Annotated in this window: 20 protein-coding genes; 7 read left to right on the top strand and 13 right to left on the bottom strand. The window is 52.0% G+C overall.

The annotated features are described in order from the left end of the window. Positions 1-128 precede the first annotated feature (128 nt). Together B156_RS0120800 and porW are read right to left on the bottom strand one after the other, a co-directional pair. Positions 129-2,498, bottom strand: coding sequence for a penicillin-binding protein 1A (locus B156_RS0120800; protein WP_018621715.1), 2,370 nt, complete (start codon positions 2,496-2,498; stop codon positions 129-131). A 47-nt stretch (positions 2,499-2,545) separates the two neighbouring features. Further along, positions 2,546-4,801 (bottom strand): type IX secretion system periplasmic lipoprotein PorW/SprE, encoded by a 2,256-nt coding sequence (porW, locus tag B156_RS0120795; protein ID WP_018621714.1) that lies wholly within the window; start codon positions 4,799-4,801, stop codon positions 2,546-2,548. Between the two features lie 116 nt (positions 4,802-4,917). Between porW and B156_RS0120790 the strand changes: the two genes are divergently transcribed. Next, on the top strand, positions 4,918-5,193 hold the full coding sequence (locus tag B156_RS0120790) for an AtpZ/AtpI family protein (protein ID WP_018621713.1): 276 nt from the start codon (positions 4,918-4,920) through the stop codon (positions 5,191-5,193). A gap of 65 nt (positions 5,194-5,258) precedes the next feature. Here the strand turns inward: B156_RS0120790 and B156_RS0120785 are convergent, their stop codons facing one another. The 5 genes from B156_RS0120785 to B156_RS0120765 all read right to left on the bottom strand — a co-directional run bounded on the left by B156_RS0120785 (position 5,259) and on the right by B156_RS0120765 (position 13,033). Next, entirely contained in the window at positions 5,259-5,696 is a 438-nt protein-coding gene (locus B156_RS0120785) for a response regulator (protein WP_018621712.1), read from the bottom strand. 416 nt (positions 5,697-6,112) lie between these two features. Then, on the bottom strand, positions 6,113-6,976 hold the full coding sequence (locus B156_RS0120780; RefSeq protein WP_018621711.1) for a metallophosphoesterase family protein: 864 nt from the start codon (positions 6,974-6,976) through the stop codon (positions 6,113-6,115). Next, positions 6,966-8,321 (bottom strand): sodium:solute symporter family transporter, encoded by a 1,356-nt coding sequence (locus tag B156_RS0120775; protein ID WP_018621710.1) that lies wholly within the window; start codon positions 8,319-8,321, stop codon positions 6,966-6,968. The genes B156_RS0120780 and B156_RS0120775 overlap by 11 nt, the downstream gene beginning before the upstream one ends. A gap of 9 nt (positions 8,322-8,330) precedes the next feature. Next, on the bottom strand, positions 8,331-9,782 hold the full coding sequence (locus B156_RS0120770) for a SusD/RagB family nutrient-binding outer membrane lipoprotein (RefSeq protein WP_018621709.1): 1,452 nt from the start codon (positions 9,780-9,782) through the stop codon (positions 8,331-8,333). A gap of 35 nt (positions 9,783-9,817) precedes the next feature. Continuing rightward, entirely contained in the window at positions 9,818-13,033 is a 3,216-nt protein-coding gene (locus B156_RS0120765) for a SusC/RagA family TonB-linked outer membrane protein (RefSeq protein WP_018621708.1), read from the bottom strand. A 1,149-nt stretch (positions 13,034-14,182) separates the two neighbouring features. Between B156_RS0120765 and atpB the strand changes: the two genes are divergently transcribed. The 4 genes from atpB (at position 14,183) to atpH (ending at position 16,994) form a co-directional block, all read left to right on the top strand. Continuing rightward, positions 14,183-15,298: a F0F1 ATP synthase subunit A gene (atpB, locus tag B156_RS0120755; protein ID WP_018621706.1), complete on the top strand. Its 1,116-nt coding sequence runs from the start codon at positions 14,183-14,185 to the stop codon at positions 15,296-15,298. Positions 15,299-15,434: 136 nt separating this feature from the next. Next, complete coding sequence (gene atpE / locus B156_RS0120750) at positions 15,435-15,692, top strand: ATP synthase F0 subunit C (protein ID WP_018621705.1); 258 nt, start codon at positions 15,435-15,437, stop codon at positions 15,690-15,692. A gap of 179 nt (positions 15,693-15,871) precedes the next feature. Beyond that, positions 15,872-16,366: a F0F1 ATP synthase subunit B gene (locus B156_RS0120745; protein ID WP_018621704.1), complete on the top strand. Its 495-nt coding sequence runs from the start codon at positions 15,872-15,874 to the stop codon at positions 16,364-16,366. An 88-nt stretch (positions 16,367-16,454) separates the two neighbouring features. After that, complete coding sequence (gene atpH / locus B156_RS0120740) at positions 16,455-16,994, top strand: ATP synthase F1 subunit delta (RefSeq protein ID WP_018621703.1); 540 nt, start codon at positions 16,455-16,457, stop codon at positions 16,992-16,994. Between the two features lie 82 nt (positions 16,995-17,076). On the opposite strand, the gene B156_RS0120735 is transcribed toward atpH, so the two are convergent. The 4 genes from B156_RS0120735 to B156_RS0120720 all read right to left on the bottom strand — a co-directional run bounded on the left by B156_RS0120735 (position 17,077) and on the right by B156_RS0120720 (position 19,750). Further along, positions 17,077-17,658 carry a Uma2 family endonuclease gene (locus B156_RS0120735; protein ID WP_018621702.1) on the bottom strand — a complete coding sequence of 194 codons (582 nt, stop codon included), beginning with the start codon at positions 17,656-17,658 and terminating at the stop codon, positions 17,077-17,079. 64 nt (positions 17,659-17,722) lie between these two features. Continuing rightward, positions 17,723-18,637 (bottom strand): serine hydrolase, encoded by a 915-nt coding sequence (locus B156_RS0120730; protein ID WP_018621701.1) that lies wholly within the window; start codon positions 18,635-18,637, stop codon positions 17,723-17,725. Then, positions 18,637-19,098, bottom strand: coding sequence for a GNAT family N-acetyltransferase (locus B156_RS0120725; protein WP_018621700.1), 462 nt, complete (start codon positions 19,096-19,098; stop codon positions 18,637-18,639). Before B156_RS0120725 ends, B156_RS0120730 begins: the two co-directional genes overlap by 1 nt. Before the next feature lies 1 nt (position 19,099). Continuing rightward, the gene (locus tag B156_RS0120720; RefSeq protein WP_018621699.1) at positions 19,100-19,750 is read right to left on the bottom strand and encodes a Rossmann-fold NAD(P)-binding domain-containing protein; all 651 of its coding nucleotides are present in this window, start codon (positions 19,748-19,750) and stop codon (positions 19,100-19,102) included. Positions 19,751-19,795: 45 nt separating this feature from the next. On the opposite strand from B156_RS0120720, the gene B156_RS0120715 reads away from it, so the two are divergent. Beyond that, the gene (locus B156_RS0120715) at positions 19,796-22,342 is read left to right on the top strand and encodes a TonB-dependent receptor plug domain-containing protein (protein ID WP_245563794.1); all 2,547 of its coding nucleotides are present in this window, start codon (positions 19,796-19,798) and stop codon (positions 22,340-22,342) included. 76 nt (positions 22,343-22,418) lie between these two features. Here the strand turns inward: B156_RS0120715 and B156_RS0120710 are convergent, their stop codons facing one another. Continuing rightward, a complete protein-coding gene (locus B156_RS0120710; RefSeq protein ID WP_018621697.1) occupies positions 22,419-23,852 on the bottom strand; it encodes a Gfo/Idh/MocA family protein in 1,434 nt (477 codons plus the stop codon). Between the two features lie 173 nt (positions 23,853-24,025). On the opposite strand from B156_RS0120710, the gene B156_RS0120705 reads away from it, so the two are divergent. Further along, complete coding sequence (locus B156_RS0120705) at positions 24,026-25,084, top strand: SMP-30/gluconolactonase/LRE family protein (RefSeq protein WP_018621696.1); 1,059 nt, start codon at positions 24,026-24,028, stop codon at positions 25,082-25,084. An 84-nt stretch (positions 25,085-25,168) separates the two neighbouring features. Here the strand turns inward: B156_RS0120705 and B156_RS0120700 are convergent. Continuing rightward, positions 25,169-25,478, bottom strand: a 310-nt coding sequence (locus B156_RS0120700) for a transposase (RefSeq protein WP_026260756.1), incomplete at its 5' end; no start/stop codon positions are given.

Genomic DNA, 25,478 nt, shown 5'->3' with positions numbered 1-25,478 from the left:
CCGAAATGAACGGTAAATAAAATCACTGACGGGCAGACGAAGCTGCCTTATAAAACACAGAATATAGCCTAAAGGTTGCCAGTTATTCCGACAAGAAAAAAGCCAGCAACAGGCTGGCTTCTTTCTTATTACTGCAAAATCTCGTCTTCATCTTCCGGCACCACTTTGGGCGGAATATACCGTTGGGATGAGTCGATGTAGTACCCACCACAGTCGATTTGGAAGTTGTTCGGTTTGCGGAAGGGTTCCGGTCGATACTGCGTCAGACTCGGGTCCTTGTATATTTTCTGCATGTACATGGCCCAAGCGGGCATGGCCATCCGGCCACCCTGCCCCAGTTCGATCGTTCTAAAGTGAATGGCCCGGTCATCGCCCCCCACCCACAGACCCGACACCAGGTGCTGGGTCAGCCCCATGAACCAGGCATCGGAGTAGTTGGATGTCGTACCGGTCTTGGCCGCAATCTCATTGCCCCCCTCCGACAGTTTGTACTGCGTGCGCAGCCGTTGCGCGGTGCCATTGGGTTCTTCCACGGCTCCCCGCATCAGGTGCAGCATTTCGTAGGCCCGGTTGGCACTGATAACCTGTTTGGCATCGGGCGAAAACTCTTTGAGTACCTGGCCATTCTTGTCGGTAATCCGAATCAGCATCATCGGGCGAACGCGCATACCGCCGTTGGCAAAGGCGCAGTAAGCACTGACCATTTCATAAACGGACACATCGCCCGTGCCAAGGCAGAGCGTTGGGTTTTCGGGCAGGTCTTTGCTTTGGATACCCATTTCGTGGGCATATTTTATAACTTCGGCTGCCCTGGTTTTTTTGATTAGCTGGGCACTAACTGTGTTTATCGATCGGCCTAATGCCTCCCGAAGCGATAAACTCTGATAACTGTATTTTCCATTCGAGTTTTTAGGGGTCCAGGCGGGGCCGCCATTGTTATCCTCGCCATGAAGGAAGGTAGTGGGCTGATCGGTAACGTGGCTACAGGGGGTTACAAAACCCTGGTCCATAGCGGTCAGGTAAATGAATGGCTTGAAGGTTGAACCCGGCTGCCGACGACTTTGGCGCACGTGGTCGAACTTCATATGCTTGAAATTAATACCGCCCACCCAGGCTTTTACATACCCATTTCGGGGGTCCATCGACATGAAACCTGTGTTAAGCAATCGTTTATAATAGCGAATCGAATCCAGCGAACTCATGGTTGTGTCCTTCTCGTTTCGATTGCCCCGACCACTGTACACGAACACCTTCATCTTGACGGGTGTATTCATCTCCGCCCAGATTGCCTTTTCATCGTCACCGTGCGTGATTTTTAGCTGCTTGTAGCGGCTGGTTCGGCGCGCTACCCGCTGAATGAAACCGGGACTCTCTTCATAGATCGTTTTTTTGCCCACTTTCTTGGGTTGTACCCAGGGGTTTCGGCCGCGCCAGTGCTCGTAAAATTTCGTCTGCTGGTCGCGCATGTTGGCCATCACGGCTTCCTCAGCGTAGGTCTGCATCCGGGAGTCGATGGTGGTGTAAATCTTTAGCCCGCTGGTGTACAGGTCCAGGTCGGCATCGGGGTTTTCTTCATTGTACTGCTTAATCCACCGTTTGATATCCTCCTTAACGACCGACCGGAAATAAGCGGCCATACCCGTGTTCTGGTTTTCGATGCTGAAATCCAGTTTCAGGGGTTTGTTCTTATAGGTGTAAAACTGTTCGGCCGTCAGAAATTTGTACTTTTTCATCTGACTCAGCACCACATTCCGGCGGTCGCGGGTGCGGTCTTCGTACAAACGGGGGTTGTACAGGGTGGGGTTTTTAAGCATCCCGACCAGCAGGGCGGCTTCCTCCACATTTAGTGCCCAGGGTTCTTTGCTGAAGTAGGTTTTGGCCGCCGTTTTGATACCATAGGTGTTATTACCGAACGATACCGTGTTGAGGTACATCATCATCACCTCCTGCTTGGTGTAGTTCCGCTCCAGCCGAACGGCCAGAATCCACTCCTTGGTTTTGGCGATTACCAGCCCCAGCAGGGGAACGTTGCCCAGTGGGCCGCGCAGCTCTTCCCGGCGGGTATCGAACAGGTTTTTAGCCGTTTGCTGGGTCAGCGTACTACCGCCCCCCGAACTCGACGCGTCGCGGAAGGTGAGCATACCACTAACGGCCCGGAACAGCGACCGGGGGTCGATACCAGCGTGTTTGACAAAACGGGCATCCTCCGTTGCCAGCAGGGCGGAGGTGACATTGGGCGACACCTGCGATATTTCAATGGGGGTACGGTTTTCGGAGTAATACTTCCCCAGTAGCTGGTTGTCGGCCGTGTACACTTCCGAGGCTTCTTCGCTCTTGGGGTTTTCTAATGCTTTCAAACTCGGCATACCACCGAAGAGCCACAGGAAATTATAGCTGACGGCCAGCACGTAGAGCACTAATGCCAGGATACCCAGCAGCGAAAAGCGCCACAGATTTTTTATAATGGTCCGGAATTTTCCGGGGGCAAAGTCAATCATTTTTGCTTTAAGGATTAATAGCTTGTCGGCTCGGGGGCCGAAACGGATTATTTTCTATTGGCGGCTGTTTGTTCAGCCGCAGCCTGCATCTCTTTCACGTTTGGCAGGAGTTGGCTACCCGGATAGTCGCGTACGTATTCGGCCAGGGCCTGGCGGTAGGCATCTATGGGTTTCACCCTGCCAATCAGGATAACACGCAATAACGCTAATTTGTCCTCCAGTTGACTACCGGCCAGCCGACCGAGCGCATTTTCGGCCCGGGCCAGGGCTTCGGTCGGGTTGTTGGCTTTGTAGAGTTCATAGATTTCGGTGTACGTTTTCTGCGCCTGCGCTTCCGAATCCGTTGTTTGATTAACGACCTTACCCGTCAAACGGGCATAGGAGGTATTCGGGTATTCGGCCAACAGTTTATCTTTCCACGACGACTCCCTGCTCAGTTGCTCGTTTGAGAGGTACAACAGGTAATACACCTCTGGTTTCTGAATCGTGCTGGGATACCGGCTCAGCAACTGCTCGAACGTCTGGATAGCGTCGACAGGTTGATTGAACTGAAACTTATACAGTTTCCCCAGCTTATAGAGGGCACTTTCAATCCGCTGGTTGGCAGCTACCTGTGCTCCCGGCGCAAACGGAATTTTGAGTTTCATCCCCTCTTTCTGCGATTTCCGACCCGTTGCCAGTGCCATAGTGGCATCCGTTGCCTGGGCTGCCTGGGAGTTGGGAAGCGTAGGGTTGGGGTTGATGGCCTGAACCGATGGCGAACCTCCCTGCACCGGACTATTTACGCCCGCTATCGCTGCCGATTCTTCCTTATTGGTTCGTCGCCAGTTATCCTCCAGCGGTCGGTTGCTCCATTTTACGCCAAACTCCTGCTTCCCCTGACTCAGCGCAATGGGGTTATACAACACCCATCGTTCGCCGGGTGCCAGATTCGAGTTGGTAGCCCCCGGCACTACGGTACTGTTTCCGTTGGTTGCCTTATCAATGATTTGCTGCGCCAGCGCGGCCCGTTCTTTGTCTTCTTTTTCGCGCTGGTCAATGACTTTGTCGAGCAGCTGATCGAGGGCTGCTGGGTCCAGTTTAGCCAGTGCCAGCAGGCTATCGTCTGTCCGGATGGTTGTTTTATATTGAACAAACTCATCGAGGGTCGTTTTGCGACTCAGCAGGGTGGCATAATCGGGCGATTGTTTAGGCAGCAGGGCCAGGGCGCTGTCGTAATACACTTTGGCGTTCAGGTAATCGGTCTTTTTTTCGAAATACAATTTGCCAATTTCCAGGTAGGTGTAGGGAACCTGCGTGGTATTGGACCCGGCCGCCTGAATCGACTGGCTGTAACGTTTGATGGCCTGGTCGATGTGCCCACTCCGGGCTTCGAGCAGGCCCATCGTAAAATAGATTTTATCCTTCAGGTCTTCATTCTTCCGGTCGTTCAGCAACCGGTCAAACGTTTCGGAAGACTGGGCCATCCGCTTCTGGTCGCCGGTAAGGCCATTGCTCTGAATAGCGTAGAGGTTGGCATAAAAGGACTGGTCGTAGGTAGGGCGCGACCGGAGCACCTGCTGGTACTGCTCGACAGCTTTGGCCGGTTGCTCAATCAGGTCGTATAGTTGCCCCGCAATCAGGTGCAGCCGGGCCGTTTTTTCACCTTTTTTCAGGCTGGGAAACGTGGCTTCCAGAATACCGACGGCGGTGGCGTATTCACCCGCCCGCTGGTGCAGGTACGCCTTTGTCAGGTAAAAATCACGGGTGTTACCGTTGTTAAGCGGTTGCGTACGGAGGTATTCCGCTACGTTTAGGGCATTGGTATAGTCCCCGCCCTCTACATAAGCCCGCATCAGGCCTACCAGAGCTGTGTGCTTGTCATTCTCATTGGTGCCCTTGGTATTAACGTATTTGAATACCTCGATGGCATTGGGTAAATCCTGTTTCAGCAGCCGGGCCCGGCCAATCAGGTTGTAGGCATCATCGAGCCAGTTGCTGTTCTGGTGGCGTTCGGGAATGAGTGATGCTTTTTTGATGGCATCCTCCAGCTCCTGTTTTACGGGAGCGGTGGCGTTGGAATCAACGGGCAACAGGATGGGCAGCAGCTGATTATAGTTCTCCTGCCGGTTTTTGAACAAAACACGCTCGGCTTCATTAATCTCATCGCGGGCAATAACGTAGGCATTATAGTGCGCCGTGAGATTATGGTAGCCTTTGCTGACGGTTCCGGTGCTGTACTGGGAGCAGGAAAGTAACCCACCGGTCAGGGCAACCAGGACCGTAAGGAAAAGTAGAAAAGGAGTATGACGATAGCGGAACATCCGAACAAAAACGCGTGGTCAATCGTAGTAAAACGTTGCCATATGCATTGATTATATGGAACGTTTGGTCAAATTAACGAATTTTGCACGGTATATTATACCAAACCGTAAACTCTATGGAGAACGCCCCCGACCAGGCTGATTCTGAAAGCCCCCGCAAACCCGCCCGGGCGGACGAGCCGTTAAAGAAAGTGACGGAGAAAACAACGTCGTTTGCTCAGTTCAGCGGCATTGCCTTTCAAATGCTGGCTACCATTGGGCTGGGCGTATGGGCAGGTATGAAACTGGATGCCTGGCAGCAGAACCAACGGCCCGTCTGGACCATTGTCTTGTCTCTGACCGCCATTGGCGCATCACTCTATTTATTTATCCGGCAATTAACCAACAGGTAGCGAAGGAAACGGCTGTGGGTATAGTTCAGGTTACCCACCGAAGTGGCTGCTCCCGTGTAAAAGCACTACGCCTTTTTACAAATTTGTGGCGGAAGAACTGCTGTTTCGTACCAGTGCCTTCTTAAAATGCTGACATAATTCTTCCACTCCTGCAACTCCTGCGGCTTTTGGGTGTAAGCAACCGCACCGTAGGAATATGCCCGTTTGATTTGATCCTGTTCGTTTGAGTTGGAGAACATGATAATGGGTAACTGCCCGGAAAATTGGTTAACCAATTCCGGAAGTGCTGACAAGCCGTCGGGACCCGTCTGGAAATCAATGTCCAGCAAGATTAGTCGGGGGAGAGTGCTGGCTGGGCGTGACAAATAGGAGATGGTTTCCTGATGTGATTGTGTCCAGGTAAAAGTTGCTTCTGAAAACGTATGTTTGCCTATTCGTTTAAACAAATCAATAACGCTTGGATCGTCATCAACTACCAGGATTTCAAAGGGTTGGTCATCCATACAAGTAAGTATTTTGAATACAGCAACAAGGTAGAAAGTACAAAGTTACGTCCGTAACAATGATAAATAAACTGTTCATTGTCACATCAACGGGGTTTTAATTCTTTGTGTGGTGTAATTGTTACGGGCGTGAGTGAAAAAAGTGGAAATTGTTTGAAAGTAGGCAGGATAAACGAGGTAGCAGTCCCCACTCAGTTACCGGGCGATCTCGTTCTTACGCTGGTTTTAGGGTATCGGTTACCTCGTTACATGCCACATCCACCGTCTGTTATAATTAGGTATGATGCGCCGTCAATCTTTATCAAAACTGAGAACTAGTCACGCTGCTGACGTTATCCGGAGCCAACCGCTTTCATGAAACGGAATCATGACCAAACCCCGCAGACTACAGCAAGTAGCAGGCTGTTGGTGCCAGTTTACAAAACGGCCTGTTCGCGAATCACCTGATCAAGCATAATCGTTTTGCCTTGCAGCGCCTTCTCGGCGTCCGGCAAAATCTCGCAGTTGTCCCATAAACCCGTCAGGAGCGTCTGTGCGTAGGAGCCGGGGAGCTGATTGTTCAGCATTAACTGATGAGCACTGCGATTATCGTAGGTGAAGGCATGGAATGTATAGGTGAACTGGTCATCGGTATCATCAAGCAGCAGGTACCACACGCGGGGAGTGCCGTCATTGGCGGGCATCCCGATAACGCCCGCGTTGAGCCAGTACTGTTCATCCTGTTTCTCCGCAAAGGGTAAGCCGGCGTGACCGGCCAGTACCACATTGGCCCCGGTATAGGCAAAACTCGTTTCTTTCACCGGCCAGGGCGTCGAGGCAAATACAAAATCAGCGATGCCGGTGGCGGCCCCGTGCAGCACCGTTACCGACTTACCCGCATACCGGAATGAGAGGTGGAGCGGCAGGGTGCTCAACCAGGCCACCGATTGGGTCGACAGTGCCTGCACCGTGTAGGGGAACCAGGTGCGGGAGAACAAATCGCACCGACCACCCTCAGTGAAGTTACACCCGCAGTCGTCTTCGCCCCGGATGGTATTCTGCTCCACGTTGCCCTGAATGGCATGGATACCCCAATCCTTTACTAATTGCACCGACTCCTCGGGCTGGGCGCAGTAACCTACAATATCGCCGGTACAGATGATGTTGCCAGCCGGAATCTCAAGCTGGTCGGCTATGTCTTTGAGCGTTTCCAGTGCCTGCAGGTTGGAGTAGGGGCCCCCAAATACGAGCAGCCTTCCATTACGGGTTTTAAAATTATGCGTGTCCGGGCTAACTGGCATAGGTCTTTTTTTGGAAAACAGTACTGCCTGCGAAAACCAGGAAACAAAAACCCGATGTAATCAGGTTCACGCTGAGCAACGATCCGTACTTGCCACCGCCCAGTATCAGAGCGTTGGGCAGGGGTAAAAACGTTAGTAAACCGCCCAGCACCAGCCCACCCACCACCGACAGGTGAAAGGCAAAACGCGGCACGGGAATATGCCAGAACAAAAATACGGGCGCCAGACCCAGCACCAGCGTACCGCTAATGGTAGTGGCCGACAGGATAGTGGGGTCAAAAAACACCGGAATAGTGCCCAGCCCTGTTAAAGCCACCATTGCCCACCGTCCTTTCGTTACGCTCGGCACGGCGGCTTTACTCAGGTCGATGCTGATTAGCTTGGAGAACGACGCCATGGCCGAATCGAGGGTTGAGGACGCCGAGGTGACCATGATGAGGTTCATCAGCAGCAACATCGGTACGCCAAAATACCGGGCCACAGCCACCGGTGCTTCACCCGTCAGGGCGTTAAGTTTGGCAAAGATGCCCACGAAGCTGAAGAAGATGATGCAGAGGGCACCGATGCCACCGGCCCAGCAATACGCTTTCAGCGTGGTACGGGTGTCGGAAATAAATCCCCGGTCGGTCAGGACGGGGTCGTGAAATGGGTAGCTGAAACACTGCACCAACGCCACCAGCAGCAAATCGACACCCTGACTCAGTTCCCAGCGTCCGCTGCTCAGAAAAGGCCTAAGGCTACCGCCGTACTGCGGCAGAATGAAGCCCAGAATAACCGTCAGCAATACCATAAACAGCGCCAGTTGAATTACGTCGGTCATGATGGAGCTGCTCATGCCACCCTTCAGCGTGTAGGCCAGCGTTAGCAGGGTAAAAACCAGAATGGCCACGTAGTAATCGGTAGTGCCCTGCGCCCCGAAATAAGAGCCGATAACGATGGTGTTGGACCATATTTCGTTGTACAGCCGAATGATAATCAGGAATGTAAACACTACTACCGCACTCCCCCCAAACTTCGACTTAAGAAAATGGTGAATGCTGCGGTAGCCACCTTTATTGCGCATTGATACGATGACAAAACCAGCTACCAGAAACGACAGGTAATACCCTGCATAAGCCACGCCCCCCACCAGTCCAAAGCTATTACCGAGATTAGCAGCATTGGTAATCGACTTGGCAAACAGCCAGGAAATGACCAGGCTACTCGTCAGGAAAATGGTATTCGGACTGCGCTCTTTACGAGCTCCTTTAAAAAATTCGGGCGCGGTCCGGGACAGGGGCGATACGAAATACAGCGTAATACTCGACGCCAGTACCAGCGCCCATTGCAACAGGGTTGTGGTCATGCGGAGGAATTAGCGGGTAGCCCACCATACGGGCACGTTGATACTGTTGCTCTGGGTCTTGTCGGCAGCTTTTTTGTACTGTACTGTGTTTAGGGCGCTCTCGGTACCGGGATAGGGCATGCGGGCGGGAATCAGTCCATTATTCAGGCTGGCCGAAATCGTTTTCAGACGCGGGAAACCAGTTCGGCGGTACTCCGTCCAGCCTTCGTAGCCGTTGTTGATGTTGCCCAGCCATTTTTGGGTCAGAATCTGCTCAACCGGGTTTTGGCCATTCTGTCCGTACGCCACCAGGCTACTGGTCAGGTAATTGGCTGGTAGCGTTGTCCGCCAGTAATCGAAAGCCTGGGTGATGCCGCGTTCGTACCATTCTTTGGCCGGGGCCGCTACCAGACCCCGCTCGGCGGCTTCGGCCAGCCATAAACTGGTTTCGTAGGCCGTCATGTAGTTAGCATACAGCTTGTCCGACTCTTCCCGAAATATAGTTCCCGTAAACGAATAATCGGCTAATGAGATAGAGAGTTTCGACGCATCAGGTCCGTTGAGCAGGCCCTTGTAGGTACCCGGTTTGCCCGAGGTAGGCCGGAAGTACACCCCAATGCGCGGGTCGTTCAGCGTGGTCAGGAGTTCCTCACTGGTTTTTGACATGATGAACAGGTTGTAATCGCCAATGCGAGCCGTGGACATGCGGAAGTTGTTTGGCTGCGATAGCGAGAACCGATACACGGCATTGTCCGTATTGGCCTTGATGAAGTTGCCTTCCGTGAACACTTTTTGCAGCGCGTCTTTCACGTTTACCTTCCCCGAAATGCGCATCAGCGACTTAATCTTCAGGGAATTGGCAAACAATATCCACTTGCTGCGATTGCCGCCGTACAGAATATCACCATCCAGGGCCGTAGCACCTTTGTAATTGTTGATAGAAGCAATTCCCTTGTCGAGGTTGTCCAGTATGCCCCCAGCCGCCGTGTAAATGGCCTCCTGCGTGTCGTAAGCAGGAGTAATAACGCCCGCTTTTCCCTGTAGGGCTTCGCTGTAGGGAACATCACCGTACAGGTCCGTCAGCGTGGCGGCCATGTAGGCTTTCATAATCAGGGCCGGTCCTTCGTAGACGCCAAAAGCAGCGTTGGCGCGGGCCTTTTGCAGCAGAATCTCGTTGTCGCGCAGGTTGGTATAAAGGAACGGCCATGGATTGCCGCCGTACTGCGGCTCACTAAGGCTATGCCGGTCAAACAGGTTGAAGTCAATGGCTGTAAAGTATTGCCCCAGCAGGTTGCCCGCTACGAAGGCTTCGTACGACATCTGTTCGCCGTAATCGAACAGGATTTTGCGGAACAGAAGCGACGGCTGTACGTCGACTGGCGCATTGGGGTTGGTATTAATTTCCTGGAATTTATCCGTACAGCCCGGCACAAAGCCAGCGAGTGCGAGTAGCAGGAGGGTACTATATAGCGTCCGTTTCATGGTTAGTTAGTCAGGTGCCTGGGTAGTTGTAGGGCTTAAAAATTTACGTTTAGTTTTACGCCCACGTTGCGGGTAGTGGGGTAGGTCATGTCTTCCACACCCGTCTGAAGTTGATTTTGTTGGAACGAGGTTTGTTCGGGATCGAAGTGCGGAATGTGTGATAGAGCCAGCAGATTCCGCCCTACAAGAGCCACGGTCAGCCGCTGCATACCCAGCTTTTTGGCCAGCCAGGCTGTTTCGGGCACTGTGTAGCCGATGGTCAGTTCCCGCAGTTTCACGTACGATGCGTTGTAGGTACTGTTCTCCTCGTGGTTCCGGTCGTAGTACATTCGGTAATAGGTTTCAGCCGGAATGGCGCGGGTATTAGGCTGATAGGTCGGGTTCTCGGTTGTACCGGTATTCACTACTCCTTTGGCCACGATACCCGCTTCGGGCCGGTCGGCCGTTTCGATTAACTGACCCGCTACGCCCGCCAGGGCCAGCGTCCGAGATACCAGGATACCGCCCTGCCGCCAGTCGACAAGAAAGCCCAGGTTCCAGTTCTGAACGCTGATTTGGTTTGATAGACCCACGATGAAATCGGGATTGTAGTTGCCCAACTTCTTCAGGGTGTTATCGGCAATGTACTGCCCATTGCTACCCACAATAAAGTCACCCTGCGCGTTGCGCCGGTAGCCCGTACCCCACATATCGCCCATCCGGTCGCCCTGCCGCACCTGGTACCAGACGGTCTGGTTCACGTTGTCGTAGATGCGGTTGTAGCCCAGTGTCAGGGTCCCAGCCTCTTCGGGTAGCGATACTACGGTGGTCCGGTTGCGGCTGAAGTTCAGACCGACGTTCCACCGGATGCGGCTGGTCTGAATGGGCGTTGCCGTTACTACGGCTTCAACACCCATAGATCGTACTTCTCCGCCGTTGATGACCCGTTCGCTGTAGCCCGTTGGGATGGCAATGGGCAGCGACAGAATTTGATTGCTGGTACGGGCATCGTAGTAAGTGAGGTCGACGCTCAGTCGGTCGTTGAGGAAGCGGACGTCGGTACCTACTTCGAGTGAAGTGATCGACTCCGGTTTCAGGTTGGTATTGGCAATGGCAGACTGGTCGCTGAAGGCCGGCTGCGAAAAAACCGGGTTTCGGGCGTTATAAACCCCCGTCGTTTGGTAGGGACTGGTGTCATTGCCAACGCTGGCGACGCTCGCTCGTACTTTGGCAAAGGAGATAACGGCGGGCAGTGTAAACTGGTTAGACAAAACCCAGCTTGCCGATACCGACGGATAAAAGAAGGCCGTATTAGCCGTGGAAGTGGGCGTAGCCAACGCACTCGACCAGTCGTTGCGGCCGGTAATGTCCACAAACAGCACGTCTTTGAAACCTAGTTTGGCCAGCGCGTACAAGCTGTTGATACGCTTCCGGGCACTCTGCTGGTACACCTCCACCGGCGAGGCTGCGTTGTTGAGTTTAAACACGCCCGGCTGCGCCAGGGTCAGGGCCTGATACTGGTCAAACGAGGCCAGCTGATCCATGCGGTTTCCCCCGGCTGATACATCGAGTGAGAGTGGACCCAGGCTGCGGGTGTAGTTCAGCAGAAAATCAGTGTTGACTTCCCGGAAAAAAACGGCGTTCTCGGCGTAGGCTCCGCTCTTGAACCGGTTGCTGCTGAACGCCCGCCGAAACTGGCGATTCTCGTTCGAGTAGTCCATACCGCTGCGCACCATTAGTGTCAGGTTGGTGGCCAGTTCAGCCGTTACGGCCAGATTCCCAATCAGCCGGTCGCGATTGAATGAATTGCGATTTTCATACAGGGTAAAATACGGGTTGTCGAAGAACGTATAGTTGTAGGAAAACTGCTGAATACCTTCTAAACCCGGCTGCCAGTACTGCTTCATGGGGTTAACGTCGGTCTGTCGACCCAGCCAGGCACTCAGGGCATAATTTGTGTTTTCCGAGCCGTACTTGGTGGCAGGGCGGTTATCGCTGCCGCTGTTGATGTAATTAATGGATGAACTGAATTTTAGTCGCCTGATAGGCTCAAACTGCAACCGGGCAGCCAGCGTCTTACGTTTCAGGTCAACGCCGGGAATGGTCGACTGACTGTTCAGGTCGGTGAAGGAAAGCCGGTAGCTGCCTTTGTCGTAGCTACCCGAAATAGCCAGATTGTTGATGGCTGTATGTCCTGTCTCGTAGAAGTTTTTCAGGTTGTCGGGGTGCGACACGAACGGAGTTGGGGTGATGGGCAGCCCGCTGTACACCTGCGTATCGGCTCCACGAACGACCCTGCCGTCGGGCAGGGTTACGGGGCTGTCGTACTGCTGAATAAGCAAACCTGCGTCCAGTTTGGGGCCGTAACTGTACGAGATGTTGTCGTTGATACCCGCACTCAGACCGTTGACGTACTTGAACGCACCACTGTTACCCTGCCCATAGCTGTTCTGAAAGCGGGGCAGCTGGAACGGACGTTCGGTGAAGAAAGTGCTGTTGAAGCTAACGCCAATGCCTTTGCCCGCCGATGAACCGTCTTTCGTTGTAATCAGGATAACCCCATTGGCCGCCCGGGTGCCGTAGAGCGCAGCCGCACCGGGACCTTTGAGCACCGATACCGTAGCCACATCGTCGGGGTTGATGTCCATGGCCCCGTTGCCGAAGTCGATTTCCTGAAACCCGTTGGCATCGTCGTTGACCCGGTTGACCACCGTGGCGTTGTTGATCACAATGCCATCAACCACAAAGAGGGGATTGTTGTTGGTAAAGGACGATTCGCCCCGGATGGTGATGCGCGACGAAGAGCCCACTCCTGTTGAGCCGGAGGTGATCATCACGCCCGCTACCTTACCCGCCAGATTGTCGAGGAAGTTAGGTGCCTTTACGTCGCTGACCTGCCGGCCATCGACTTTCTGAATGGCATAGCCCAGGCTACGGGCATTACGCTCCAGCCCCAGGGCCGTTACGACGACCTCATTGAGCGAAACCCCCGCAACGAGTTCGACGGTCAGGCTGGTCTGACCCGTGTACTGAACTTCCTGCGTTCGGAAACCGAGGTAGGAAAACGTCAGGACGTCGGCTGGCTGGAGATTGGCGAGGGTAAAGGTGCCCGTAGCATTGGTAAGCGTACCCGACTGCGTGCGTTTCACCTGCACGGTGGCACCCACAATGGGTTGCTGCGACGTTTGGTCGATAACCTGCCCGGTTAATTTCTGGGCAGATGCAGCAATATGTAACAGGGAAAGAAAGGTAATAAGTAGTACTGACCGCATATAATGAGAAGTAGAGAAAAAAGTAAAACTGCCTGTAGGCGATAGAAAACGAATGCAATGGGACTGTCGGTTAGCCCCTTAGGGGCTAACAGGCGTACGGATTAATCTACGGGACGGCGGTAAGAATCGTGGTGTATCGTTTGAATTGGTACTGGCACGCGGACCAACACTTCCGCAGCGAGTAGGTTTGTGAACCGGGAGGTAAGTATAATGGTGCAAATATAAGAAAGCATTGTAATTGTACTCAATAGGGAGGTTACATACACTCGGTGTAAGATGAACTGCGGATACTCATTGTCATTGGTCATCTGTTGGGGAGCAGCCCTCCTTTAAGGTGTTCAGGACGATTTTTAGTGATTACATACGCATTATCTGCCTGATTCGATTGCTGCTTAAGCACTATGCGCTACATGTTCCGAAAAAGAAGCCCGTATTCGTGACGTTCACCTTTGAAGTTGATTTACTGGGAATGGGTATCTGGGTTGAGTATAAACCCTTTATGGGAAACCTGGTAAATCGCTTGACTACGTACCTCCAAAAGGGTTTCAGGTCAGGTGAAAATGATGAACGGTTTAATTGCCTACGGGTGCCAAATATCAGGTGTTTTAATATTCAGTATGTTGCTACAACGTATGACTTCGCCCTGATATCTTCAATATTGCAGTTACCTGGACAAATCTGGCCGTACAGTAACGTCGATATAAGGCGAAATACCATAGCTTTGTATAGAATACTGGAAGAGCCGGTAAGCGGTTTCTATTCTTTTCATGCTGCGAACTTTTCTCTTTACCATTTTACTCGCAATTGGATTTTTCGTAGCCGACGTATATTTTGTTTCCCCCTGGCTACACCCTTACTGGAAAATTCTGTTAGGCTTCTTTCTAACTATATCACTCCTGACACATCGACTGGTTGAGACTGGTTTACAGGGTAATCAGGAACGATTGATCCCCTTGTATCTGGCCGCTACTGTTTCCCGGCTGATACTGGGCCTTGCCTTTGTGGGTTTCTTTCTGTTCCACCATATTGAACAGCGCCGAGCCTTTATTTTGGACTTTCTTGTACTATATATATGTTACACAGGCTTTGAGATTTGGAGCCTTACTCGTAACTTGCGACGCGATTCATAAAATGGATTGGTTACATCATATGATGCATTCGTCAATTAAAAGATTCTTAGTAGTAACGGCGCTCATTTTGAGTTCGTTAGTAGGTGTTCAGGCACAGGAGCACCATCAGGAAGGTGAGCCGGGCGTACCACAGCTGGGCGGGGAAGCGGCCGCTAAAGGAAAATTTAATGTTGGTGAAATGATTATGCACCACATTAAAGATGACTACGGCTGGGAGTTTGCTCATGGCGTTACTCTGCATCTGCCCGTTATCCTTTACTCGGCGGACCGGGGGCTTGAGATGTTCTCGTCGTCCCACCTGGCACATGGAGAAGTACACAATGGGTACAAGAACGTACACGGCAAAATTCACCGCGTAAACGAAGCCGGCGTTGTTGATGAGGAAGCTAAATTTTACAACTTCTCGATCACTAAAAACGTAGCTTCTCTATTCCTGAGTGCGGCTATTATGTTGCTGGTATTTACGGCTGTTAGTAGGGGATATGCCAAAAACAAAGGCCGGGCGCCGTCGGGTATTCAGTCGTTGCTGGAACCGATTATCCTTTTCGTTCGCGATGAAGTGGCCAAACCCAGCATTGGACCTCGCTACACGAAGTTTTTGCCTTACCTGCTAACGTTGTTCTTCTTTATACTGATCAATAACCTGCTGGGGCTGTTGCCCGGTTCGGCTAACCTGACGGGAAACATTACCGTGACGCTGGTACTGGCCGTTATCACGTTCCTGATTGTTACCTTCAGTGGTAACAAACACTATTGGATGCACATTTTCAAGCCAACGGGCGTTCCTGTGGCGTTGTTACCCATCATGGTGCCGGTCGAGATTGTGGGTGTATTTATGAAGCCCCTGTCGCTCATGATCCGGTTATTTGCCAACATTACTGCCGGGCACATTATCATTCTGAGTTTGTTGGGTCTCATTTTTATGGCCAATAACCTGGGAGGTATGATGACGAGTGTTGCCATTAGCCCGGTAGTGCTGGCGTTTACCCTGTTTCTGAATCTGATCGAAATATTGGTGGCTTTCCTGCAGGCCTTTATTTTCACGCTGCTGACAGCCATGTACATTGGCAGTGCCGTTGAAGACCACCACGAAGCCGATCATGGAATTGGGTACGAAGGAGCTGAAGCCCACTGAGTATAGTCAACTGGTTGATATCAATTGCTTAGTTATTCTACTCATGGACTACTTAGCTAATCAACTACCTGGCTAATTAATTGCCTGTTTACCTATTTTTGCAATCTTTTGTTTCACGTTTAATACCTAGTTTATCATGTTTGCAATGTTGTTTGCTTTGTTGTTGGAAGCTACCGGTAGTGTTGCCGTTATGGGTGCTGCTATTGGTGCTGGCCTGGCCGCTATCGGTGCAGGTTTGGGTATTGGTAAGATTGGTGGTAGTGCCATGGAAGGTATTGCCCGTCAGCCGGAAGCGGCTGGTCGTATCCAGACTGCCATGCTGATTATTGCCGCTCTGATCGAGGCCGTTGCCCTGTTCGCAGCCGTTATTTGTCTACTGGTTGCTACGGCCTAATCTGGTCGGCGCAAGCTGATAGTCACCGAGTACGAGCTTGCTGGTTGCACTAGGCACTGGCATCCCAGCTCACTGATTTCCCGGAAAACGTTCGCCCGTTTGGGGTTGCCGACGGGCGAACGTTGACCAGCAAAAGATTGCTATAAACTGATAGTATTGATTTTATATACGTTAAACAAATGGATTTACTTACCCCCGATCTCGGTCTCTTATTCTGGCAGGTAATAGTCTTTCTGGGCCTGTTTCTGATTCTGCGTGCGTTTGCCTGGAAACCCATCACGGATAGCCTGCACGAGCGCGAAAACAACATTCAAAGTGCTCTCGATCTGGCCGAGAAAACCCGGCTCGAAATGACCGCACTGAAAGCCGACAACGAAAAGTTGTTGACACAGGCCCGCACTGAGCGTGATATCATTCTACGGGGTGCCAAAGAGGCATCTGACAAAATGATTGCTGATTCGCGCGAAAAAGCAGAAACGGAAGGAAAGCGTATTCTGGAGCAGGCCCGCGAGTCGATGAATAACGAACGGCAGGCCCTGATTGCTCAGATGAAGAAAGAAGTGGTTACACTGTCGCTCGATATTGCTGAGAAGGTACTCCGTAAAGAGTTGAGCGATAAACCATCGCAGGAGAAATTGATAAGCGATCTGGTCGCTAACTCGCATTTAAACTAGTCCGTCAGTTGGATAGCTGTTCAGTCAATCAGTTAGTAACTGACTAACCGACTCTCTAACTAACCGACTTCCTAACTGAAATACACTTATGGCCGTTGCTACTGTAGCCGCCCGTTATGCCAAATCACTGCTGGATTTGGCCCAGGAAAAAGGTCTCACTGAGACGATTCACAAGGATATGCAGTTCTTCAAGGAAACGGTGGCTAAAAATCGGCCGCTGTTGCTGATGATGAAAAATCCAATCGTCCGGGCAGAGAAGAAGAACAATATCATCAAAGCCGTTTTCGAGGGTCGATTGAACGCTATGACGATGGCTTTCTTTCAGATCATTGCCAAGAAGAACCGCGAAGCCATTCTGGACGCTATTGCCGAAGAGTTTATCAATCAGTACAACCGATTGAACCATATTGAACGGGCCACCATCATAACAACCGTGCCGCTGACACCTGTTTTGCGGGAGAAGTTCAAAGCGATGGTTATGCAGACAACCGGTGGAAAACTGGTTGAGCTGGAAGAAAAAATAGATCCCAAACTGATTGGTGGCTATGTCCTGCGTCTGGGCGACCGGCAGGTTGACGAATCACTCCGCAACCAGTTAAACGATTTGCGTCTTCAGTTTCTGAATTAAGAAATCGACTGTACACCTACGCAAAGAGCCATTTTTCGCGAGAAAGATGGCTCTTTTTATGCCTATGGTGTGACCGAAAAGGCTATTCTTCTACAGTAACGATCCCCTCATAAACATCCGCTAAAGGTAAGTTCATACCCAATAAGGGCAAGTCGACAATGGCCTCTACTCCCTCGGTAATCCGATACTTCCAGAAGTCGACATTACGCTCGAATACTTCAATGCGGTACTCGGTTTGGGAGACTAACAAATAATATAGTAAGGAAGGGATTTTTGTGTAGTGAGGTCGCTTCTCGTGAAAATCGTTACTTTGTGTCGCGTTTGAGCCTACTTCGATGAGTAAACTTGGTGAGTTGACCCACACGCCCATATCGTTTTCCAAATCGGCAGGATCGCAGGTATAAATGATACCTGGATAAACATACCGTTCTCCTGTCTTAAGTTTTTGTCGAACGTTCTCCGCAAAAACCTGACAGCCTTTTTTTCGAGCATAGGGGTAGAGAAGCCTTGATAAAGACTGTACAAGTATGTTGTGCCGCTTGGTAGCTCCGTCCGTGGCAATGACCTCACCATCCCAGTATTCATAGCGAATACCCTCGGCTTGCTCGAGAGCTACATACTCATCAAATGTGTATGTTTTGGGGATAGACTGGGGAGCTGTCATACTGTAATAGCTTTCGGTTGGCTTAATCAAAGATAGCTTTTTTAGCGTAGACTACCGATAGCACTTACCACCAGTTCTCGTAGCCTACGGCCGGTTTCCAGGTCGATTTTGGTTCGAAATGATGCCAGAGGACAGCGCCCACAGCGCGTAACAGCGCAAACCCCTCGTTGGCCCGTTCCCAGCTTTCGTCTTTCTGGTTTTTCGTCATCACGCAGTACACATAGTCTCCATGCGGTGCATGTACCAGCACTACCTCCGACCGGGACTGATTCACGGCTCCATTTTTACACGCCGTTTTTACATCGGGCGGTACCTGCGAGAGTCCGTCGTTGTCCCAGTATTGCCGCCCTAAATTCCGATACATTTCGTCGCTGGCAGCAACACTAACAGCCTTGCCCTGCCGTATGTATGTTAGTAAGTTGGCCAGTTCGCGCGGAGTTGTTTGCCCCCAGCCGTACTGCGCCTGATTTGCTTTGCGGCCCGGTGTTCGGGAGTTGACGCGCGTCTGGTGAAAGCCATTCGTTTCGAGCCAGTCATTGATGGAGGAACCCCCACCAGCCAGTGCCTGACACCATAAACTACCCGTATTGTCGCTAACGGTTTCCATGAGCATCACCACCTCGCTAAGGGGTATTTTACTGCCATCTTTCAGGGAGCCGACAATGCCATCGTCGTAATGAAGGGAGTCCTTGTAGATCAGCTCCTGTCCATATTTCAGTTCACCCTGCTGAATCTTGTCGAATAGTCCGCACTGAATGGGGATTTTGATAGTACTGGCGGTTGGAAACAGCGTGTCCGCGTTGATCGCTACGGTTTTTCCCGTGCGCAGGTTATGGACGTACACGCCCACATCGCCCCGAAAGTTGGCGAAAGCAGTTTGAAGTTTCTGCTCCAGCTTCTTATCCGTTCGTGTCGGTGATTGACCGAATGTAGCGGAGAAACAGGCAACGAATAAAATGCAGACAAGAAGAAAACGCATTAGGGCCTGATTGGTTTTACTAGTTTGTAATGAGATAGCAGAAAGGAAGCCCGTTCGTAAAACCGAATGGTATCCTGCCGTTTTTGGTTGGTAGTCACTTCCAGATTAACGAACTTTTTCTCTGTTGCCAGAGCCATAACGGCCGCTAAAAGCTGCCGGCCAATACCCTTCCCGCGCCGGTCTGGCCGAACGAAAAATTCCTGAATTTCGCCCACTTTACCGCCGTGGTGGAGTAAATGCTGAGTGTGGCAACTTATAAAACCAATTACCTCACCCGCCTGCTCGGCCACGAAATAGTGAACAGGGGGAAAATTTATATTCAACTGGTAGATGGCCTGGAATCTACCCGGGTCGATGGTTGTATCTTCGAGCGCACAGATGAACGCATAAACGAAGTCGGCATCAGCCGCGGTGGCTCGCCGGATGAGTACACCATCGGCAGGAGTAGATTGGGTGCCCATTTTAGAAATCCTGTAGCGTATCGGATTCGAAAACGTGCTTACCCATCAAATCCTGCTGGGTTGTCTGTAGCATGGCATTCGCTACCTTGTCCGCTTCAATACCCCGGTACTTAGCTGGAATAATAGGGTTGAACAGGCGCATCGCTCCGGCTGCAAGCCGCTCCCCCAACCGGTTTTCGGTGCGATTTCCGAACAGGAGCGAAGGGCGGAAGATGAGGAACGTCGGGTAGTTGAGAACCGTCAAGTCACGTTCGACTTCGCCTTTGATCTTATTGTAAAAGATACGGGAATCCGGGTCAGCCCCCATGGCCGTAACGATAGCGAACTGTTGGGCACCATTGGCCAGGCCAAGCCGCGCAATGTCAATTGGATACTGATAGTCTACCTGTCGGAACGCCTGTTTCGATCCCGCCTTTTTTATGGTGGTGCCAAGACAACAAAAAATATCATTGGCCTGGATTAATAAGCCATTGGGGTTCTTGAAATCAAACTGTATTTGCTGAAGGCGGGGATGCTGCCAGCTCAACGATTTACGTACCAGCACCTTAACGTTGGAGTAGAAGGTTGACTCGACGAGATAATGCGTGAGCGAATCACCAATGAGGCCACTGGCACCAAGTACCAACGCCGTTTTTTGTATGGGTAAGGTCATGGTTACGAAAAGGGATTTCTGCTAATTTAGTTGCTTCATGGCCAAATGACCATAAAGCAAGTAGAAATCTATCCTATGCCGCCTTACTTTTTTCGTAAACTTACCCCTTATGGGGTGGTATTCAGCCTATTTCTGGTGGCTTTTCGCTACGGAGCCGACGATGGATTCAGTAAACGGCTGATCGCTAACTTCCGGGCTTACTCTCAGGAGCGACCTACCGAAAAGGTTTATATCCAGACCGACCGCGATGCGTACCTGATTGGTGAAACGATATGGCTCAAAGGCTATCTAGTGAATGGAACAACGCACGAATACGATACCGTTAGCCGGGTACTGTACGTAGAGTTGGTCGATCCAGTAGCCAGCCGGGTCCGGCTACGGACGCAACTCCGGGCCACGGCGGGGTACGCACCTGGCCAACTGCTGCTGCCCGATTCGCTGGTTGCCGGTACGTATCAACTACGGGCCTACACGAACTTTATGCGCAATGAGCCGGACGCGTATTATTTCACTAAAACCCTGACCATCCTTCCCGGTAATGGGGCAATAACCAGCTTACCACGGGGTGATGCCACTCAGGCGGTACGGCCAACGGTTGTGTCCGTTCAACCCGATGTGCAGTTTTTGCCGGAAGGGGGGCAACTGGTAGCGGGTATTGAGAGCCGGGTAGCTTTTAAAGCGGTTGGGCCATCGGGGCGGGGTATGCCGGTCAGTGGATTTGTGCTGAATACGCAGAAAGATACCGTGACCGGTTTTGCCAGTAGTCACCTGGGTATGGGTTTTTTTACGGTCAAACCAGAAGCCGGGCAGGCCTATACCGCATTTGTACAGGTGGCTCCGGGAACGGTAATTCCCTACTCCATACCGGCAGTGCAGGAACAGGGTATTATCATGCAGGTTGACAACATGAGTTCCAAAGAGCAGGTAAAGGTGTACGTGCGGCATAACAGGAGCAGTTCCGACGAAGCCGCTACCCTGACACTCCTGGCCCACACGCGCGGCCAGCCTATTCATGAAGTGAGTATACCCGTCAGCAAAAAAGTGTTGATGGTTCAATTGCCAAAAAAAGAATTTCCCGAAGGAATCGCCCAACTGACCCTTTTTGACGAGACTCACAAGCCCACCTGTGAGCGGCTGATCTTTGTGAACCAGCAGGAGCGAATCAACATTACGCTGACACCCGACAAAAAGACGTACAAAAACCGGGAGAAAGTAGCTCTTTCCCTAACCACCACGGATGCTAACGGAAAACCCGTTGCGGCCAATCTGTCGCTGGCGGCTCTGGATGCCCGACTCGCGCCCGAAGCCGACACCAACAGCGCTACCATTGTATCACACCTACTACTATCGTCCGATCTGACCGGCACTATCGAGCAGCCCGCCTGGTATTTCAACGCTGCGCACGAAAACCGGTGGATAATGCTGGATCTGTTGCTGATGACCCAGGGCTGGCGACGTTTTGCCTGGTCTGATATACTGGCGGGAACCATACCGCCCATAAAACACCCGGTGGAGCGGGGCCTGTCCTTGACGGGCCGGGTGGTTCGGCCAAACGGAAAAGACATCGGTGGTAAGGTAAACCTGAATTTTATGGTGGTGAAAGGCGATAGCACCCGGGATTTTTTGCTGGGTGAAAGTGATGAGGCCGGTAATTTTGGGGCCTACGACCTCAACTTTACGGATACGACCATCGTGCGCATACAAGGCGTAAAAGGCCGGGCCAACCGCGACCTGGTTATCCAGCTCGATCAGTTGCTGTTACCCACCGTTACCCTGACGAAAATACCTTATAACCCGGTTGAATTTCAGCGCGACGAATTGGCTGAGTTCATGAAACGGGCCAGCGAATACCTCGAAATAGAACGCCAGATTCGGCGCAATGGGGAAGTACTTCTCAAGGCTGTTACGGTGAAAGCGAAAAAGTACGTGGAGCGGGACTCGCGGGTGATTTACAGCAATCCCGATGCCAGTGTTAAGTTTACTACGTTGAACTCGGCGGGGCGACAAACCATTCTGGATGTTATTCAGGGGCAGATTGCCGGTGTGCAGGTAACGGGTTCCGGCTTTCAGGCACGCGTGCAAATCCGGGGAGCGGTTAATTTCAGTGGTCCCGTCGAGCCCTTGTTCGTGCTGGATGGAATGCCTACCGATTTGCAGGGGGTCATCAATATTCCGGTGTCGGATGTTGACCGGGTGGATGTGCTGAAAGGGGCATCGGCGGCTATCTACGGCTCGCGGGGTGGGGGCGGAGTCATTTCGGTACTCACCAAGCGGGGCGCACCCGACTATGATTTTACGAAGGAGGTTACTCCCGGTACATTGTTGGCCAAGCTGCCCGGCTACGCTCCCGTTCGGGAGTTTTATGCTCCCCGGTACGATGTAAAAAAACCGGAACAACCCGGATCGCCGGACCGTCAACCTGATTATCGGGCTACGCTGTTCTGGGCACCTATGATACAAACCGACGCGGAGGGCAAGGCCAGCGTTTCCTTTTTCACCTCCGATGCTAAAAATCCAATCCGGTTTCGGGCCGAAGGAATAACGATAAGCGGAATGCCGGGCGTAGGGCAGGGGAGCGTGAAAGTGGAATAAGCAAGCAGGGTATCAAACGGCTGGTTGTTGCCGTTTGATACCCTGCTTACAAGCATGACAGGATGATAAAGCAAATTTAAACGACGCCCTTGATTTTCATATTGATGGGGTCCCAGCCAACAATTTTCTTATCGAAATAACTCATGTTGCCGCAAAGTGCCGGTCCACAGGCCCGCAAACCGAAAGTAGCATCCTCCACGTTGGGGCTACCGGTACGCACCGAATTGAAGAAGTTGACAAAGTGCTCGTAACGGTCGCCCTTGTACTCTTTCGGGAACGCGTATTTGAACTCTTTCGGACCCACCAGTTCGGGGGTTTCGGGATACATTTTCTGGTATTCGGCGATGTACTTTTCCTTCTGATCTTTGGGGAAATTGTCAATCGACATGCCCGGTGCCTTCGGAAATTTGGTCCGGTGTACGGTCAGACTGTCGAAGCCAAGGGACAGGTCACCTTCCGTACCCACAATCCGAACCAGGTAATTGCCGCCACCCCCATCTTCAAAATTAGAGCGGGTAGTCAGGTTAAACTCCGGATGTTCGGCCGTTTTTGCGTAATCGTAAATGCTGAGTTGAATGTCGGGTACGTCGCGGCCGTCTTTCCAGTAGCGGGTGCCCCCCGACGAGTAGACTCGGCTTGGCCCTTTCGACCCCGTAATACAGTGGAGCGAGGTGAGCAGGTGAACGTACAGGTCACCGGCTATACCGGTTCCGTAGTCGCGGTAGTTGCGCCACCGGAAAAAACGGAGGGGGTCCCAGGGGCGTTTGGGTGCACTGCCAAGGTAGGTATCCCAATCGACGGTTTGCGGAGACGCATCCGGTGGAATGGAGTACTGCCAGGCACCCATCGCGCTGTGCCGATCGTAAATGGCTTCGGCGAAGACCAGCTCACCAATGTCGCCTGCTTTCATCAGTTCGCGGGCTTTTGCAATGAGTAACGAGCTGGCAAACTGGCTTCCCACCTGAAATACTTTACCCGTTTTTTTCGACACGTCGATCAGTGTGTGCCCATCCTCCACCTTTTGCACCATCGGCTTCTCACAGTATACGTGCTTGCCTTTTTTCATGGCATCGGACGATATTTTTTCGTGCCAGTGGTCGGTGGTGGCATTAATGACGGCATCGATGTCCTTACGCTCCAGAATTTCCCGGTAGTCTTTCGTAACGGGCAGTTGATCACCCCAAAGCTCTTTAGCCCGGCGCAGTCGTCCGTCGTATAAATCGCAGGCGGCAACCATTTCTACCCCATCCACCATCAGGGCGGTTTGAGTATCGCCAATACCCATGCCGCCCGTGCCAATCAGGGCAATACGAACTTTATCATTGGCGGCTGTGCTGGAGTGGCTGCGAACCAGATTAAGGTACTGAGGCATTGCCACCGGTGTGCTGGCAAAAGCGGCCGGAGCGGTGGCTGCGGCTGTACTGGCCAGACCGAGGGTTTTTAGAAAGGAGCGCCGGGAACTGTTTGTATCGTTAGCCGACTGCACTGCGCGTTTATTGTTTTTCTTCATGCGATTCAGTTGAGATGTAAAAAGTACATACCTGAAAACCGTTCTTACATAAATTTAAGGTTTGTGAACGGAAAATAGTTTCTGGCGGAATTATAAGTAGCTGTAAATCCCTTTTTTCTACTTGCTGCGCCCCTAAATTCGTTGTACCATTGAACCTAAATTCCTGATGTCGTATGAAAAGCCTATCCTTATTGCTGACCTGTTGCCTGACAGCGACCTTAAGCCCCGCTACCGCCCAAACTAACCCGTTGCCCTCCATTGGCCAGGTTGTTCGGGCTGACCCCCGCCTGGATAAACTTATTCCCGCCGGGGCCAAAATCGAGGTGCTGGCCAGTGGTTTCGTCTGGACGGAAGGGCCTATCTGGGTCAAAAATCAGGGTGGGAACATGGGCGGCTTTCTGCTCTTTTCCGATGTGCCGCAAAACACCATTTTTAAGTGGGCCGACAAGGAGGGGGTAACTCCGTTCCTGAAACCGTCGGGCTACACGGGGCTGGGCCCTTACAGTGACGAACCCGGCTCGAACGGGCTGACCATCGACCCGAAAGGCAGACTGATTGCCTGTGAACACGGCGACCGGCGCATTACGGCCATGGCGATGGATGGCACCGGCGGCAAACGCACCCTGGCCGATAATTACAACGGCAAGCGGTTCAACAGTCCTAATGATGTGGTGGCGCATACCAATGGGAGTTACTACTTCACCGACCCACCGTATGGAATGCCCAAAAAAGAAAACGATCCCACCCGCGAAACCGACGGCTGGGGCGTATACCGAATAGGACCCGAACGCGCGGGCGTACCGGGTGCCGTGTCCATTGTGGTGGGTGATCTGACCCGGCCCAACGGCATTGCCCTTTCCCCCGATGAAAAAATACTGTACGTCGCCCAGTCGGACCCGATGCGCCCATTGGTGATGGCGTATCCGCTGCTGGCTGATGGGTCGGTTGGAAAAGGTCGGGTAGCGTTCGGACCCGATGAGATGAAGAAACAGAATCTGCCCGGCGGCTTCGATGGCATGAAAGTAGACCGCGAAGGGAACCTGTACGTAACGGGGGGCGGTGGCGTACTGGTACTGGCCCCAACGCCCGGAAACGGTCCCTACGATTTCCTGGGACATATCCGCATCGGCGGAGCTACTGCCAACTGCGCCTGGGGCGATGATGGCTCAACGCTCTACGTCACCGCTGACATGTATCTGTGCCGAATCAGGACGCTGGCAAAGGGGTGGTGATAGGAATGATGAATGATGAATGATGAATTGTTGCTGTACGAGCCTATTCATCATTTATAATTCATCCGCACGGATTTCTATGGTTTATGCAAGTGATGAGACATACTTTTTGTCATATTTTTTGCCCCGCTTAACAACGGCATAGATGCGGTGAATAAGTTTATTGCGAACCGCGTTTAGCACTAGCATTTTATTTTTGCCTTCGCCCACCTTTCGCTGATAGTAGTCTTGAAGTTCTCCTTTCATGCGGATGACCGACATGGCTCCCAAGTGAAACAGGGATTTCAACCGTTTACGAGCCTGATGGCTCACCTGGGTTTTACCACGCACACTGGTTCCTGAACGGTGTTCAAAGGGGGCAACGCCTGCATGACAGGCCATCTTCTTAGGGTCA

It is taken from the genome of Spirosoma luteum DSM 19990 (assembly GCF_000374065.1).
Lineage (GTDB): Bacteria > Bacteroidota > Bacteroidia > Cytophagales > Spirosomataceae > Spirosoma > Spirosoma luteum.
The sequence above is the reverse complement of the archived record's forward strand: the minus strand, read 5'-3'. Positions and strand labels throughout refer to the sequence as shown.